Genomic DNA, 14,068 nt, shown 5'->3' on the forward strand with positions numbered 1-14,068 from the left:
GCGGCGAGGGTTTTGTCGTTTACCGCATGTTGTTCTTCGCGTTGGCTCGCGCCTCGCTTTCAACGCTTCGCTCGCGTTGCCCGGGCGATGCGCGGCGAGCCGGCTACGCGCGAATGCCGAGGCGCGCCTTCGCGTCGTCGTATTCGCGCTTGAGCCGCGCGACGAGCTCCGCGACGCTCGGCACGTCATCCATCAGCCCGACGCCCTGGCCCGCGCCCCAGATGTCCTTCCACGCCTTCGCCTTGTCGCTGCCGAAGTTCATCTTCGTCTTGTCGGATTCGGGCAGCGCGTCCGGATCGAGCCCCGCGTTCACGATGCTCTCGCGGATGTAGTTGCCGTGCACGCCGGTGAAGAGATTCGTGTAGATGATGTCGGCCGATTTCGCCTCGAGGATCGCGTGCTTGTACGCGTCCACCGCGTGCGCTTCCTGCGTCGCGATGAAGCGCGTGCCCATGTACGCGAGGTCGGCGCCCATCGCCTGCGCGGCGAGGATCGAGCCGCCGTTCGCGATCGAGCCGGACAGCACGATCGGGCCGTCGAAGATCTTGCGCACTTCGCCGACGAGCGCGAACGGCGAGGTCGTGCCCGCATGGCCGCCCGCGCCGGCGGCGACGAGAATGAGGCCGTCGACGCCCGCTTCGAGCGCCTTCTGCGCGTGCCGCAGGTTGATCACGTCGTGCAGCACGATGCCGCCGTAGCTGTGCACCGCGTCGACGATCTCGCGCGCCGGCGCGCGCAGGCTCGTGATGAAGATCGGCACCTTGTGCTCGACGCACACGCGAATGTCCTGCTCGAGCCGCACGTTCGACTGATGGACGATCTGGTTCACGGCGATCGGCCCGATCACGGCGTCCGGGTTCGCGGCCTTGTGCTCGGCGAGCTGCGACTGCAGTTGCGTGAGCCATTCGTCGAGCAATTCGGCCGGGCGCGCGTTGAGCGCGGGAAACGAGCCGACGATGCCCGCCTTGCATTGCGCGAGCACGAGCTCCGGATAGCTGACGATGAACATCGGCGACGCGATGACGGGCAGCGCGAGGTTTTGCAGGACGGCGGGCAGGGCCATGCGGTGTCTCCTGAATCGTCGCCGCGAGCGCGGCGAATGCTTGAGGTTCGTCGCGCCGCGCGCCCTTGCGGACGCGCGTCACGCGCGGCCGATATGTTATGGGAGTGTCGTGCCGGCTGCGCGCTCGCGACGAATTAATACGAACGGTCGTTCCATTATAGACGCGCCTGGACGAACGCGTAGCCGCGCGGCTGTCGAATGAGTGCTCTGTTTCTACGCTTTGCGCGGGTATGGCGACGATGACGCGACGATCGCGCTCCTACAATAACGTGACAACAATTCGAGAGAACAAGACCATGTCGTTTGAGGAGTTCGCGCCGTTTCGCGTGACGGCGCAAGACGTCGACATCTTCGGCGTCAAAGGAGGCGCGGGACCGCCGCTTCTGTTGCTGCACGGGCACCCGCAAACGCACATGATCTGGCATCGCGTCGCCGCGACGCTCGCCAGACATTTCACGGTGATCGCCACCGATCTGCGCGGCTACGGCGCGTCGGGCAAGCCGCCGAGCGATGCGCGGCACGCGCCGTATTCGAAGCGCACGATGGCGGCCGACCAGGTCGCCGTGATGCGTCACTTCGGCTTTGCGCGCTTCTACGTGTGCGCGCACGACCGCGGCGCGCGCGTCGCGCACCGGATGGCGCTCGATCATCCGGATGCGGTCGAGCGGATGCTGCTGCTCGACATCGCGCCGACGCTCGCGATGTACGAGCGCACCGACCGCGCGTTCGCGACCGCGTACTTCCACTGGTTCTTCCTGATTCAGCCCGAGCCGTTGCCCGAGACGCTGATCGGCGGCCATTCGGACGCGTACGTCGACGCGGTGATGGGCAATCGCTCGGCGGGGCTCGCGCCGTTTGCGCCGGAGGCGCTGCACGCGTATCGCGAAGCGTTGCGGCAGCCGGGCGCGGTGCATGCGATGTGCGAGGACTATCGCGCGTCGGCGACGATCGATCTCGATCACGATCGTGCGGATCTCGAGCGCGGGCACAAGCTCGCGTGTCCGCTGCGCGTGCTGTGGGGCGAGCACGGCGTCGTCGCGCGCTGCTTCGCGCCGCTCGACGAATGGCGGCGCGTCGCGCGCGACGTGAGCGGCCGGGCGCTCGCATGCGGGCATTACATTCCGGAAGAGGCGCCCGTCGCGCTGATCGATGAGATCGTGTCGTTCTTCGAGGCGCGCGAGGCGGCGTGAGGCCGCCGCCGCGCAGGCGGCGATCGGCGGCATCGCGATGCGCTGCGCTGAGATGCGCTGCGTTTCGCGCCGCCCGCGCGTCAATCTTCTTCGGGCGCGAGCGGCGGCAATCGCCGCGCGACGGGCGTCGACTTGACGGTCGCCGTGCTCGTCTCCGCGCGCTCGGTCACTTTCGCGAGTATCCCGTCGAGTTGCTCGATCGAGCGCAGGTAGAGCCGGCAGATGAAGCAATCTTCGCCGGTCACCTTGTCGCATTCGACGAACGCGGGAATCCGCCGCAGCAATTCCTCGACGAGATGCAACTGGCCGGGCAGCGGCTTCACGCGCACGATCGCCTGCAGCGTATAGCCGAGCGCGAGCGGATCGAGCTCGACCGTGAAGCGCGCGATCACGCCCTGCGCTTCGAGCCGGCGCAGCCGGTCCGCCGTGCTCGGCGCGGACAGCCCGACGCGCCGCGCGAGTTCGCTGACGGGCTGGCGCGCGTCGTCGGCGAGCGCGCGCAGCAGTTCGCGGTCGATCGCATCGAGCGCGCTCGCCGCGGCGGGCGGCGTGGAAAGGCGTTTTTGCATGACAGCCTTCTTTTCAAAGGTGGAAAGACGCTTTGCGCTCAGTTTATCGATGGAGATGCGCGAATCAAGTCCCTAGAATCGAAGTCAGGCTTTCTTCATGCGGGAATGCACATGGCTTCGAGCTCGGTTTCGTACGACGCGCGCCGCGGCGCGCTCGAAATGGTGGTCGCGATGCTGATGTCCGGGACGATCGGCTGGCTCGTCGTGTCGTCGCGGCAGCATCTGATGAATGTCGTGTTTTTCCGCTGCCTGTTCGGCGGCGCGACGATGCTGATCATTTGCGCGGCGCTCGGCTTGCTGCGCCGCGATCTGTTGACGAAGCGCGCGATCGCGCTCGCGCTGACCGGCAGCGTCGCGATCGTCGCGAACTGGGTGCTGCTGTTCGCCGCGTATTCGCGCGCGTCGATCTCGATGGCGACGGCCGTCTACAACACGCAGCCGTTCATGCTCGTTGCGCTCGGCGCGATCGTGTTCCGCGAGCGGCTCACCGCGTCGGCCGTCGCGTGGCTCGTGCTTGCTTTCGGCGGGCTCGCGCTCGTCGTGCGCGTCGAGCCCGCGGTGCTCGCGGTGTCCGGCGAGTATCTCTCGGGCGTCGCGCTCGCGCTCGGCGCGGCGTTCCTGTACGCGGTGTCGTCGATCATCACGAAGCGATTGAAGGGCACGCCGCCGCATCTGCTCGCGCTGTTCCAGACGGGCGTCGGCGCGCTCGCGCTCGCGCCGCTCGTCCACTACGATGCGCTGCCCGCGACGGCGGGGCAGTGGCTCGATCTCGTCGTGCTCGGCGTCGTGAACACGGGGATCATGTACGTGCTGCTGTACGGCGCGATCCAGAAGCTGCCGACCGCGACGATCGGCGCGCTGTCGTTCGTCTATCCGGTCGTCGCGATCGCCGTCGACCGGATCGCGTTCGGACAGACGCTCGCGTGGAGCCAGGTGCTGGGCGCGGCGCTGATCCTGCTCGCCGCGGCGGGCGTGAACCTCGGATGGCGGATCGTACCGCCGCGACGCGTCGCGGCGCGCGGATGAGCGCAACGGGCGCGTGCGAACGCAACGGCGGGCACGCGCTGCGACATTCCGACACGCGCAAGAAAGTTGTAGGGAAATTCCTGATGCGATGCAGCGAGGGCGCTCGTATGATGCGCAGTGACGTTGATCACGTCCACAGAATTCTCATTCGATACGCCGTTCGCCTGTCAGGTTGAACGGCTTTTTTTTGGTTCATCGCGGATGACCGGGGAACCCTGAGCGCCGCTCATGCGGCCTGTCGCGCGGCGATGCGCGCGAGCACCACACGCTTCGCGTCGTCGTCGAGCTTGCGCCAGCCGGCGATCTCGTCGCGCGTGCGGCGGCAGCCTTCGCACCAGCCAGTCTTCGCATCGATCCGGCAGACGTTCGTGCACGGCGACGGCACGCCCGTAGTCGGCGTCGTGTCCTGCGCAGCGGGGGGCGCCGCCGCGGCGCGTGAGTTGGCGCTGGTGTCCGGGCGCGCGGCGGCCGGCGCATGCGCCGTCGCATCGATCGCGCCCGCGGTGCCCGCCGCGCACTCGGCGGGCGTCGCGCGGCGCGTTGGCGTCACGGCGCTCATGCGTCGCTGCGTTGCGCGACGTCGGCGACGGGCGCGCCCGTCAGCGACACGAGCTCCTGCGGCGACAGGTTGAACACCGCATGCGGGTGGCCGGCCGCCGCCCACAGGCTGTCGAGCTCGAGCAGGTCGCGATCGATCAGCGTGACGGGCTCGACGAGATGACCGATCGGGCACACGCCGCCGATCGCATAACCGGTGTTGTCGCGCACGAACTTCGCGTCCGCGCGGCCCACTTCGCCGACCTGCGCGGCGACCTTTCTTTCGTCGACGCGGTTCGCGCCGCTCGCGACGACGAGCACCGGCGCGCCGTCGGCGCGGCGCCTGAACAGGATCGACTTCGCGATCTGCGCGACCGAGCAGCCGAGGCCCGCGGCGGCTTCGGCCGACGTCTTGCCGGTTTCCTCGAGCATCACGATGCCCTTCGCGTGGCCGCGCTCGCGCAGCAGCAGCGCGACGCGGCGGGCGGAATCGGGAAGCTTGTCGATGGGGGCGGAGGTAGTCATGAGTGCGCTTCGTATCCTCGTGCAATGGAGTGAATGGGCGCCGCGCGCTTCATGCGCAGGCGGACGGCCCGGCGGCCGCGCGTTGCTTCGCGAGCAGCGCGCGGCCCGCGCGCGACACGTTCGCGCGGCCGATCGCGTTCGAGATGAAATCGCCGGCGGCGACGACCTGATCGAGGTCGACGCCCGTGTCGATGTTCAGCCCGCGCATCATGTACAGCACGTCTTCCGTCGCGACGTTGCCGGTCGCGCCCTTCGCGTACGGGCAGCCGCCGAGGCCCGCGACCGACGCGTGGAAGATCGCGACGCCTTCGAGCAGCGCCGCGTAGATGTTCGCGAGCGCCTGCCCGTAGGTATCGTGAAAGTGGCCCGACAGCCGCTCGCGCGCAAACACCTTCGCGGCCGCGTCGAGCACCGCGCGCGTGCGGCCCGGCGTGCCGACGCCGATCGTGTCGGCGATGTCGATCTCGTCGCAGCCGAGCGCGGCGAGGCGCTCGACGACGTCGACGACGGCTGCGATCGGCACGTCGCCCTGATACGGGCAGCCGAGCGCGCACGACACGCTCGCGCGCAGCCGCACGCCCGCGTCCTTCGCCGCGCGCGCGACGGGTTCGAAGCGCGCGATGCTCTCGGCGATGCTGCAGTTGATGTTGCGCTGGGAGAACGCTTCGCTCGCCGCGCCGAAGATCACGACTTCGTCGGCACGCGCGGCGAGCGCGTTCTCGAAGCCCTTCAGGTTCGGCGTGAGCGCCGAGTAGACCGTGCCCGCGCGGCGCTCGATGCCGGCCATCACGTCGGCGCCGTCGGCCATCTGCGGCACCCATTTCGGCGACACGAACGACGCCGCCTCGACGTTGCGAAACCCGGCGCGCGACAGCCGGTTCACGAGCTCGATCTTCACGTCGGTCGGCACGAACGCCTGCTCGTTCTGCAGCCCGTCGCGCGGGCCGACTTCGACGATTTTCACGGATTGGGGGAGCGTCATCCGGGTCTCCTGATTCCTGTCTTCTGATGAATGCATCGAATGTATCGTGGCATGCGGCTTTCCGGCGCGCGTTCGCGGGCCGCGTTCAGTAGCCGCGATCGCGCTCGACGATGCCGCCGATCGGCTCGCCGCGCTCGAGCGCGCCGATCTTCGCGGCGATCTGCTCGACCGCCTCCGCGCGCAGCGTGTCGGCCGAGCAGTGCGGTGTGACCGCGATGCGCGGCTCGCGCCAGAACGGGTGATCGGCCGGCAGCGGCTCGGTCGCGAACACGTCGAGCGTCGCGGCGGCGATGCGGCCGCTCGCGAGCGCGTCGAGCAGATCCGCTTCGACGAGATGCGCGCCGCGCGCGAGATTCACGAGATACGCGCCGTGCGCGAGCTGCGAGAACGTGCGCGCGTTCAGGATGCCGTCGGTGTCCGCCGTGCTCGGCAGCAGGTTCACGAGCAGCTTCACGCCGCCGAGGAATGCGTCGAGCTGTGCTGCGCCCGCGAACGTCGTGACGCCGTCGAGCGTTTTCGGCGCGCGGCTGAAGCCGCGCACCGGCAGCCCGAGCGCGGCGAGCGCTCGCGCGACTTCGGCGCCGAGCGCGCCGAGCCCGAGCACGCCGACGACGAAGGTCTCGCGCGAATGCGGCTCGAGCACCTGCCAGCGGCGCTCGCGCTGCAGCAGCGCGTATTCGTCGAAGCGGCGCAGATAGCGCAGCGCCGCGTGCGTCGCGTATTCGACCATCTGCTGCGCCATCCCGGCGTCCTCGAGGCGCACGAGCGGCACGTCGCGCGGCAGCAGGCCCGGATGCGCGCGCTCGAGCGCGAGTATCGCGTCGACGCCCGCGCCGAGATTGAACACCGCCTTCAGATCGGCGCGCGGCGCGAAGAACTCGCGCGGTGCGCGCCACACGAGCGCGTAATCGGCGCTCGCGTCGTCGCCCGGCGTCCATGCGCGCAGTTGCGCGCCGGGCAGCGCGCGCTCGATGTCGCGCTTCCAGTCCTGCGCGTCCTGATGCGGCGTGTAGAGCAGAATGCGCATGCGCCTATTTCGCGAACAGCTGGCCGATGTCGGCGAAGGCCTTGAATTCCAGCGCGTTGCCGCACGGATCGACGAAGAACATCGTCGCCTGCTCGCCGACTTCGCCCTTGAAGCGGATGTGCGGCTCGATCACGAACCGCGTGCCGGCCGCCTTCAACTTGTCGGCGAGCGCGTGCCATTCGTCCATCGACAGCACGACGCCGAAATGGCGCACCGGCACGTCGTCGCCGTCGACCGGATTGACGGCCGAGCGGCCCGTCTCGCCGGGCGCGAGATGCGCGACGAGCTGGTGCCCGAAGAAATCGAAATCGATCCAGCGATCGGAGCTGCGGCCCTCCGGGCAGCCGAGCAGGCCGCCGTAGAAGCGGCGCGCGTGCTCGAGGCTCGTGACCGGAAACGCGAGATGAAACGGGCGCAACGCGCCGCGCGGCGTGGCGGACATGCATCGTCTCCTGAAGGGAAGCCATCATTCTACGGTTTTGCCGCGCGTTGCGCCGCCAAACGGGGAAATGCAAAGCACAAAAAATTGGTTCGCCGCGCGCGGCGCGCACGCGACAATCGGCGCCGGGCTCCTAGCTTCGCGAGGGACACATGCGCTCATGCAGCAAATCGACGTGGCCGCCGCGGCTCGTCACGGTGCCGGGCCTGCACGGCAGCGAAGGCGCGCACTGGCAGACCTGGCTCGAGAGACAGTTCGCGCGCGCATTGCGCGTCGAGCAGGATGACTGGGACGCGCCGCATATCGAGCGCTGGGCGCGGAAGGTGAGCGATCTGCTTGCGCGCGAGCGCGGGCCGTTCGTGCTCGCCGCGCACAGCTTCGGCTGCCTCGCGGCCGCGCTTGCGCTCTCGCGGCACGCGGCGCACGCGAATGCGCGGGGCGCGGACGTCGTCGGCGTGCTGTTCGTCGCGCCGGCGAATCCTCGCAAGTTCGCGTTCGCGGGTGATTTCGACGCGCGGCGCCTCACCGTGCCGTCGATCGTGGTCGGCAGCGAAAGCGACCCGTGGATGACGCTCGCCGACGCGCGCGAGTTCGCGCACCGGCTCGGCGGCGCGTTCGTCAACCTCGGCGACGCGGGCCACATCAACACCGCGGCGGGCTACGGGCCGTGGCCGCGCGCGAAGCACTTCGTCGACACGCTCGTGCATGGCGCGGCGCCGCTCAGGTTTCGCGACGGCGATGCACAGGCGGCCGGCGCGCTTGCGCCGGCGCCGTTCGTGACGGCCGCTTGATGCCATTTGATGCCGCTCGATGTCGCGTGATGCCCATTGGATGCCGTTTGAGTTTTTTACCTCCGCCATGTCAGACCAATCGTCCGACCCAATCGCCCGGCATCCTCGATGCGCGATGCGCGACGCGCGCCGCGTGCGTGAACGGCTTCGACGGATCGCCGGGCGTGAACGAGCCGAATGTTTCGCGCGTGTCACGCTCGACGCACGGGCGACACGCGTCCAGATCAGGCGTCGCGAATCGAGTTCGGCCCGGCCTGTCTTGCCATACGTGCGTTGGGCCGCATCGGAACGGATCGGGCGAGCGCGATCGAACCGATCGAACCGATTGAACGAATCGACAGGGCGACGGCATCCGCTCACGCGCGCCGCCGCCCGGGCCCCTTTATTCAGCCCGTGACGGGCGCGACTGCTGCCGGATCGGAATAGCTCGACTTGCCGTTTTCGACGTGCCCGGCGAAGCGGCGCACGAACTGGCCGGTCGCGCCGTCCGACACCGTCACGTCATACCAGTGATGGCTCGGGGCAAGCGCCCATTGCTCCACCCGCTCGTCGCCGCCGCGCAGCGTGATCTGGCGCGGCGGCGCGCCGTACGCGTTGTCGGCGAGCGTCAGTCGCACGCTCTGTCCGCCGTGATTCGTGAGCTTCAGATACAGGTTGCCGTTCGCGACGTCGTAGCCCGCCTTCACTTCCGGATGCGCGGCCGCATGCCGGCCGTGCCCCTCGGCTGCGGCGAGCCCTTCGAACACGCGCACGAAGCCGTTCGGACCATATACGGTGAACGCATACGCGCCGTTCGTCGCGCCGAGATCGAATTCGTCGTGCAGCGAGCGGTGTGCGCCCACCGTGTAGCGCCACGGGCCGTCGCTGCGATTCGACGCGTACACGTAGAAGTGCGCGCCCTGTTCGCCGCGATTCGCGAACTCGATGCGCAAGCGCGCGCCGCCGTGCACCGTCGCGTTCACGTGCAGCTCGTACGGCAGCGCGCGCGCCGGGCGCACGCCGGGCTCCTGCGGATCGACGGGACTCGGCGCGGCGGGCACGCTCGGCGCGGGCTTCGTCGAGCAGAGCTGGTCGGCGATCGACCGATAGTTGCTCGTGTCGGGCAGCGGCGGCAGTGTCGCGTCCGGCGTGCGGAAGTCGAACGCGGACGTGAGGTCGCCGCACACCGCGCGGCGCCACGGCGTGATGTTCGGCTCGTCGACGCCGAAGCGCGCGGCGATGAAGCGGATCACCGACGTATGGTCGAACACCTGCGAGCACACGAAGCCGCCCTTCGTCCACGGCGACACGACCGTCATCGGCACGCGCGGGCCGAGGCCGTACGGCAGGCCGTCGGCCGTGTAGCTGCCGCCGCGGCCCGGGTTCACGACGTCGTGGATCTCGCCGTCGACGGGCACGGTCGACAGGCCCTGCGCGCGCGTCGTCGCCGGCTGCGGCGGCACGACGTGATCGAAGAAGCCGTCGTTCTCGTCGTACATGATGAAGAGCACGGTCTTGCGCCACACGTCGGGGTTCGACGTCAGCGCGTCGAGGATTTGCGACGTGTAGTTCGCGCCGTACGCGGGCGTGTATTTCGGATGCTCGGAGAATGCCGCGGGCGGCAGCAGCCACGACACCTGCGGCAGCCTGTTCGCGAGCACGTCGGCCTTCAGGTCGTCGAGCGTGCGCGCCGTCTGCGCGCGCCGATACAGCGACGAGCCCGGCTTCGCGTCGATGAAGTTCGCGAAGTTCTGCAGGATGTTCGTCCCGTAGTTGCCGTTCAGCGGATCGGCGCCCGTCGTGCCTTGCTGGTAGATCTGCCACGAGATGCCGTTCGCCTCGAGGCGCTCGGGGTACGTGGTCCACGTGAGCAAGTCGTATTTCGGCGGCGCGTCGCCGTCGACGTAATCGCTGTTGTCGAGAAGCGGGCCGCCGTACTTGCCGGTTGGGTCGACGGTGCCCGTCATCAGATACGAGCGGTTCGGATGCGTCGGGCCGGGCAGCGAGCAGAAGTAGTTGTCGCAGACGGTGAATGCATCGGCGAGCGCGTAGTGGAACGGAATGTCCTCGCGCACGTGATAGCCCATCGTCATGTCGGTCTTGTTCGCGGGCCACTGGTCGTAGCGGCCGCCGTCGATCGCCGCGTGCGTCTTGTACCACGAGTGATCGAGGTCGCCGATGCACTGCGCGCTCGTCGTCAGCGTGTTCAGGCGAAACGGCAGCACCGGCTTGCCCGGGTTCGCCTTCGACGGCTGATACCAGACCGGTTTGCCGTTCGGCAGCGTGATCGGGAAGCGGTCGTTGTAGCCGCGCACGCCGCGCAGGTGTCCGAAGTAGTGGTCGAACGAGCGGTTTTCCTGCATGAACACGACGATGTGCTCGACATCGCGGATCGTGCCCGTGCGCGACGCGGCGGGAATCGCGAGCGCGCGGCGGATCGATTCGGGAAACACGGTGAGCGCGGCGGCGGCGCTCGCGGATTGCGCAACGGCATGCAGGAAACGGCGGCGGCTTTCTGACGTCATGTTTTCACCTTTGACTCTGCGGGGAAGAGGGGGCGGCAAAAAGCGATCAGCCTGGATTCGAGGCGGGTTGCGCGGACGCCGCCGTTGCGCCGGGGGCGTCGTCGGCGCCATCTTCGGGCGGGTAGTGGATCACGGGCGTCGCGAGCGGCGCGCTCGCGCCCGCATCGCCGGCCGCCGTCGCGTTGCCGTTGAACGCATTCGCGTCGGCGCCTTGCGCCGGCGCCGGCGACGCGTCGGCGTTCGCCCGTGCGCGGGCGTGCGAAGCGTCGTCGCCGCACGCGGCGACGAGCGGCGCGACGCACAGTGCGGCGACGCAGGCGCCGGAAGCGGCGAGAGCGGCGAGAGGCTGGCGCATCGGCGTGTCTCCTGAAAGATCGCGAGTCTTGAACGTCCGCAAGTATGAGGAAACGATGCGTCGGTTACGTGAATCGTTTGCGACCGCCATATTATGACGATTGGCTTTCGATTGGCCGCCGGCGTCGCGCGGCCGGCGCGTCGGACGAGGGCGCGCGGCGCGGCGTGTTGTGGCGTGTTGCGGCGCGTCTCGTCGCGCAGCCAGTCGAGACGCGCGGCGATCGCGCGGACCTTCGATTGCGCGGGCCGCCGGACGAGAGGGGGGAACGTCGACGCCGCCGATGCTCACGTCATGGCGCGGTGCGAGGCCTGGGGCGAGCGCGCGGCGCGCCCGGGGCATCGGACCTTCAAACCTTCAAACCGGCACTTCCGACGTCAACTTCACCTTTTGCAGCGGAATCTCGGTTTTCACGCTTTGCACGCCCTTGATCCGCGTCAGGTGATGCATCTGGAACTGCCTATAGTCGTCGATGTCGGCGGCGACGACGCGCAACAGGAAATCGCAGTCGCCCGCCATCAGGTGGCACTCGACGACCTGCGGCAACTGCTGGACCGCGGCGGCGAAGTGATCGACGGTGTCCGCATCCTGCTCTTTGAGCCAGACGCGCGTGAACACGGTCAATCCTCGGCCGACCTTCGCGGGATTGAGCACCGCGACGTACCGTTCGATCACGCCGGCTTCCTCGAGCAGCCGGACCCGTCTGAGGCACGGCGAAGGCGACAGGCCGACTTCCTTGGCGAGCTCCACGTTCTGCAGCCGGCCGTCGCGTTGCAGCGCTTGCAGGATGCGCCGGTCGATGGCGTCAAGTTTCATTGGAATTCAATTCCAGGAATATGAGAGAAATAGGTTGTTCGTGCCAATTCAACATCGGCATATGGCAACAACGCAACCCGATTTCATCGATTTTGGCAGACAATATTGCCTCGAAGGAGGTTTAATGAACAGTCTGTCAACATCAACCGTCATTGCCGAGGAATCCACGGCAAGATCCGAAGCCCGGCGGGGCCTGCGCGCATCGCTGCCCGTGATGCTCGGCTTCGTTCCGTTCGCGCTCGTGCTGGGCGCGCAGGCGACGCAAAAGGGCTTGAGCATCGCCGAAGTGCCGCTTCTGACCGGCCTGAATTTCGGCGGCGGTTCCGAATTCACGGCGATCCGGCTATGGACGTCGCCGCCGCACATCCTGCTCATCGTCGCGATGTCGTTCCTCGTGAACTGCCGGCACATCCTGATGGGCGCGGCGTTCGCGCCGTATCTGCGGCATCTGTCGCGCAAGCAGACCTTTCCCGCGCTGTTCTTCATGTGCGACGAAAGCTGGGCGATGGCGCTCGCCGACGCGCGGCGCGAGGGGCGCGGCCGCGTGAGCCTGCCGTACTACCTCGGCGTGTCGGCGGGACTCTATCTGACGTGGATCTCGTGCACCGCGCTCGGCGCGGCGCTGGGGCCGACGATCGGCGACGTCGAGCAATACGGCTTCGACATGGCGTTCACCGCGGTATTCCTCGTGCTGCTGCGCGGCATGTGGAAAGGCGCGCGCGCGAGCCGCCCGTGGCTCGTCAGCCTCGTCGTCGCGGCGGCGACCTATCTGCTCGTGCCGGGCGCGTGGTACGTCGCGGCGGGCGCGCTCGCGGGCCTCGTCGCGGCCGTCGCCTGCGGAGAGCCGGCATGACCGATGTCTCGACGCTGCTGACGATCGTGCTGATGGCATCGTCCACGTACCTGAGCCGGATTCTCGGGTACGTCGTGCTGCGCAATCGCACGCTGAGCCCGCGCATGATGGCGGTGATGGAGAACGTGCCGGGATGCGTGCTGGTGTCGGTGATCGCGCCGGCGTTCGTCTCGGACAAGCCGGCCAACTTGCTCGCGCTGGCGATCACGCTGCTCGCGGCAACCCGCCTGTCGATCCTGCCGACCGTGATCGTCGGCATCGTGTCCGCCGGCCTGCTGCGCCACCTGCTCGGTCAATGACGAACACGAACGACCGCCTGCGCGCCGCCGAGGATCGCTGGATCGACACGGGGCGCGGACGCCTGTTCGCGCGATGCTGGCCCGCGCCGCATCGCGCGGGCGCGTCGGACGATTCGCCGCCCATCGTGCTGCTGCACGATTCGCTGGGCTGCATTCGTCTGTGGCGGACGTTTCCGCAGACGCTGGCCGAATGCACGGGGCGGGGCGTGATCGCTTATGATCGCCTCGGCTTCGGGCAATCGGAGCCGCGCGCGGGCCCGCTCGAAGCGGGCTTCGTGCGCGACGAGGCGCAGCGGTTCTTCGCGATGCTGCGCGAAGCGTTCGGTTTCGATCGCTTCGTCGCGTTCGGCCATAGCATCGGCGGCGGCATGGCGGTGCATTGCGCGGCCGCGTATCCGTCGGCGTGCGAAGCGTTGGTCACCGAATCCGCGCAGGCGTTCGTCGAAGACAGAACGCGCGCCGGCATCGTCCAGGCGCGCGAGCAGTTCGAGCAGCGCGACGCGTTCGAGCGTTTGCGCGCGTATCACGGCGACAAGGCGCGCTGGGTGCTCGATGCGTGGATCGACACGTGGCTGTCGCCGGGGTTCGCCGACTGGTCGCTCGCCGATGCGCTGCCGCAAGTGATGTGCCCGACGCTCGCGATCCACGGCAGCGACGACGAATACGGCTCGAACCTTCATCCGGAGACGATCGTGCGCTTGGTCGGCGGGCCGGCGCAGATCGAGATCGTGCCGGGCGTGCGGCACGTGCCGCATCGCGAGCGCGAGCGGTGGGTGGCGGAGCGGGTCGCGGCGTTTCTTCGTGAGGCGCGGCGCGGCGTTTCCGAATAGGCCGCGTGACATCGGCGGCGCGCGGCGGGTTCTTGCCGCGCGAATCCGCCGGAGGCCGGCTGCCCTGTTCCCGAATTTGCGACCACGGCGAAGCGATGATGCGCCGACATGCCGGGGCGTCGGCGCGTCGAGACGCTGAAACACTGAAACTTCGAAGCGTCGAACGTCGAAACCACGCATCGCTCGATAAAGCGACGCCCGAATCGACACATTCGAACCGTCGCCACGCCACATCGCGCACATGCCCCTGATCGACGCAATCCGA

The 14,068-nt window shown here is 68.5% G+C and carries 16 protein-coding genes; 6 read left to right on the forward strand and 10 right to left on the reverse strand.

The genetic code is table 11. The features are described 5' to 3' along the window. Positions 1-103: 103 nt before the first annotated feature. Positions 104-1,063, reverse strand: coding sequence for an NAD(P)H-dependent flavin oxidoreductase (locus tag BTH_RS13750; protein ID WP_009893335.1), 960 nt, complete (start codon positions 1,061-1,063; stop codon positions 104-106). 296 nt (positions 1,064-1,359) lie between these two features. On the opposite strand from BTH_RS13750, the gene BTH_RS13755 reads away from it, so the two are divergent. Then, positions 1,360-2,253: an alpha/beta fold hydrolase gene (locus BTH_RS13755; protein ID WP_009893334.1), complete on the forward strand. Its 894-nt coding sequence runs from the start codon at positions 1,360-1,362 to the stop codon at positions 2,251-2,253. A gap of 80 nt (positions 2,254-2,333) precedes the next feature. Here the strand turns inward: BTH_RS13755 and BTH_RS13760 are convergent, their stop codons facing one another. Continuing rightward, positions 2,334-2,822: an Lrp/AsnC family transcriptional regulator gene (locus BTH_RS13760; RefSeq protein WP_009893333.1), complete on the reverse strand. Its 489-nt coding sequence runs from the start codon at positions 2,820-2,822 to the stop codon at positions 2,334-2,336. A 111-nt stretch (positions 2,823-2,933) separates the two neighbouring features. On the opposite strand from BTH_RS13760, the gene BTH_RS13765 reads away from it, so the two are divergent. Beyond that, a complete protein-coding gene (locus tag BTH_RS13765; protein ID WP_009893331.1) occupies positions 2,934-3,848 on the forward strand; it encodes a DMT family transporter in 915 nt (304 codons plus the stop codon). A gap of 226 nt (positions 3,849-4,074) precedes the next feature. On the opposite strand, the gene BTH_RS13770 is transcribed toward BTH_RS13765, so the two are convergent. The 5 genes from BTH_RS13770 to BTH_RS13790 all read right to left on the reverse strand — a co-directional run bounded on the left by BTH_RS13770 (position 4,075) and on the right by BTH_RS13790 (position 7,361). Further along, entirely contained in the window at positions 4,075-4,407 is a 333-nt protein-coding gene (locus BTH_RS13770) for a DUF1289 domain-containing protein (RefSeq protein ID WP_009893330.1), read from the reverse strand. Then, positions 4,404-4,910, reverse strand: coding sequence for a YbaK/EbsC family protein (locus BTH_RS13775; protein ID WP_009893328.1), 507 nt, complete (start codon positions 4,908-4,910; stop codon positions 4,404-4,406). The genes BTH_RS13770 and BTH_RS13775 overlap by 4 nt, the downstream gene beginning before the upstream one ends. 49 nt (positions 4,911-4,959) lie before the next feature. After that, positions 4,960-5,892, reverse strand: coding sequence for a hydroxymethylglutaryl-CoA lyase (locus BTH_RS13780; RefSeq protein ID WP_009893326.1), 933 nt, complete (start codon positions 5,890-5,892; stop codon positions 4,960-4,962). Positions 5,893-5,977: 85 nt separating this feature from the next. Further along, entirely contained in the window at positions 5,978-6,919 is a 942-nt protein-coding gene (locus BTH_RS13785) for a 2-hydroxyacid dehydrogenase (RefSeq protein WP_009893324.1), read from the reverse strand. A gap of 4 nt (positions 6,920-6,923) precedes the next feature. Continuing rightward, entirely contained in the window at positions 6,924-7,361 is a 438-nt protein-coding gene (locus BTH_RS13790; RefSeq protein ID WP_009893323.1) for a VOC family protein, read from the reverse strand. Positions 7,362-7,510: 149 nt separating this feature from the next. Here BTH_RS13790 and BTH_RS13795 point away from each other — a divergent pair, with 149 nt between their 5' ends. Continuing rightward, positions 7,511-8,149: an RBBP9/YdeN family alpha/beta hydrolase gene (locus BTH_RS13795; RefSeq protein WP_009893322.1), complete on the forward strand. Its 639-nt coding sequence runs from the start codon at positions 7,511-7,513 to the stop codon at positions 8,147-8,149. Between the two features lie 386 nt (positions 8,150-8,535). Here BTH_RS13795 and BTH_RS13800 read toward each other — a convergent pair whose 3' ends face one another. The 3 genes from BTH_RS13800 to BTH_RS13810 all read right to left on the reverse strand — a co-directional run bounded on the left by BTH_RS13800 (position 8,536) and on the right by BTH_RS13810 (position 11,821). Next, complete coding sequence (locus BTH_RS13800; RefSeq protein WP_009893320.1) at positions 8,536-10,653, reverse strand: phosphocholine-specific phospholipase C; 2,118 nt, start codon at positions 10,651-10,653, stop codon at positions 8,536-8,538. 46 nt (positions 10,654-10,699) lie between these two features. After that, complete coding sequence (locus BTH_RS13805) at positions 10,700-11,008, reverse strand: hypothetical protein (RefSeq protein ID WP_009893319.1); 309 nt, start codon at positions 11,006-11,008, stop codon at positions 10,700-10,702. Between the two features lie 354 nt (positions 11,009-11,362). After that, the gene (locus BTH_RS13810) at positions 11,363-11,821 is read right to left on the reverse strand and encodes an Lrp/AsnC family transcriptional regulator (protein ID WP_009893317.1); all 459 of its coding nucleotides are present in this window, start codon (positions 11,819-11,821) and stop codon (positions 11,363-11,365) included. A gap of 124 nt (positions 11,822-11,945) precedes the next feature. Between BTH_RS13810 and BTH_RS13815 the strand changes: the two genes are divergently transcribed. Genes BTH_RS13815 through BTH_RS13825 form a run of 3 tightly spaced genes read left to right on the forward strand, consistent with a single transcriptional unit; the run spans position 11,946 to position 13,803 of the window. Further along, positions 11,946-12,674 (forward strand): AzlC family ABC transporter permease, encoded by a 729-nt coding sequence (locus tag BTH_RS13815; RefSeq protein ID WP_009893316.1) that lies wholly within the window; start codon positions 11,946-11,948, stop codon positions 12,672-12,674. After that, on the forward strand, positions 12,671-12,973 hold the full coding sequence (locus tag BTH_RS13820) for an AzlD family protein (protein ID WP_009893313.1): 303 nt from the start codon (positions 12,671-12,673) through the stop codon (positions 12,971-12,973). The genes BTH_RS13815 and BTH_RS13820 overlap by 4 nt, the downstream gene beginning before the upstream one ends. Continuing rightward, positions 12,970-13,803, forward strand: a complete 834-nt coding sequence (locus BTH_RS13825; protein ID WP_009893311.1) for an alpha/beta fold hydrolase — start codon at positions 12,970-12,972, stop codon at positions 13,801-13,803. The genes BTH_RS13820 and BTH_RS13825 overlap by 4 nt, the downstream gene beginning before the upstream one ends. Positions 13,804-14,068 lie beyond the last annotated feature (265 nt).

The sequence above is a fragment of the Burkholderia thailandensis E264 genome (genome assembly GCF_000012365.1).
In the GTDB taxonomy this organism is placed as follows: Bacteria; Pseudomonadota; Gammaproteobacteria; order Burkholderiales; family Burkholderiaceae; genus Burkholderia; species Burkholderia thailandensis.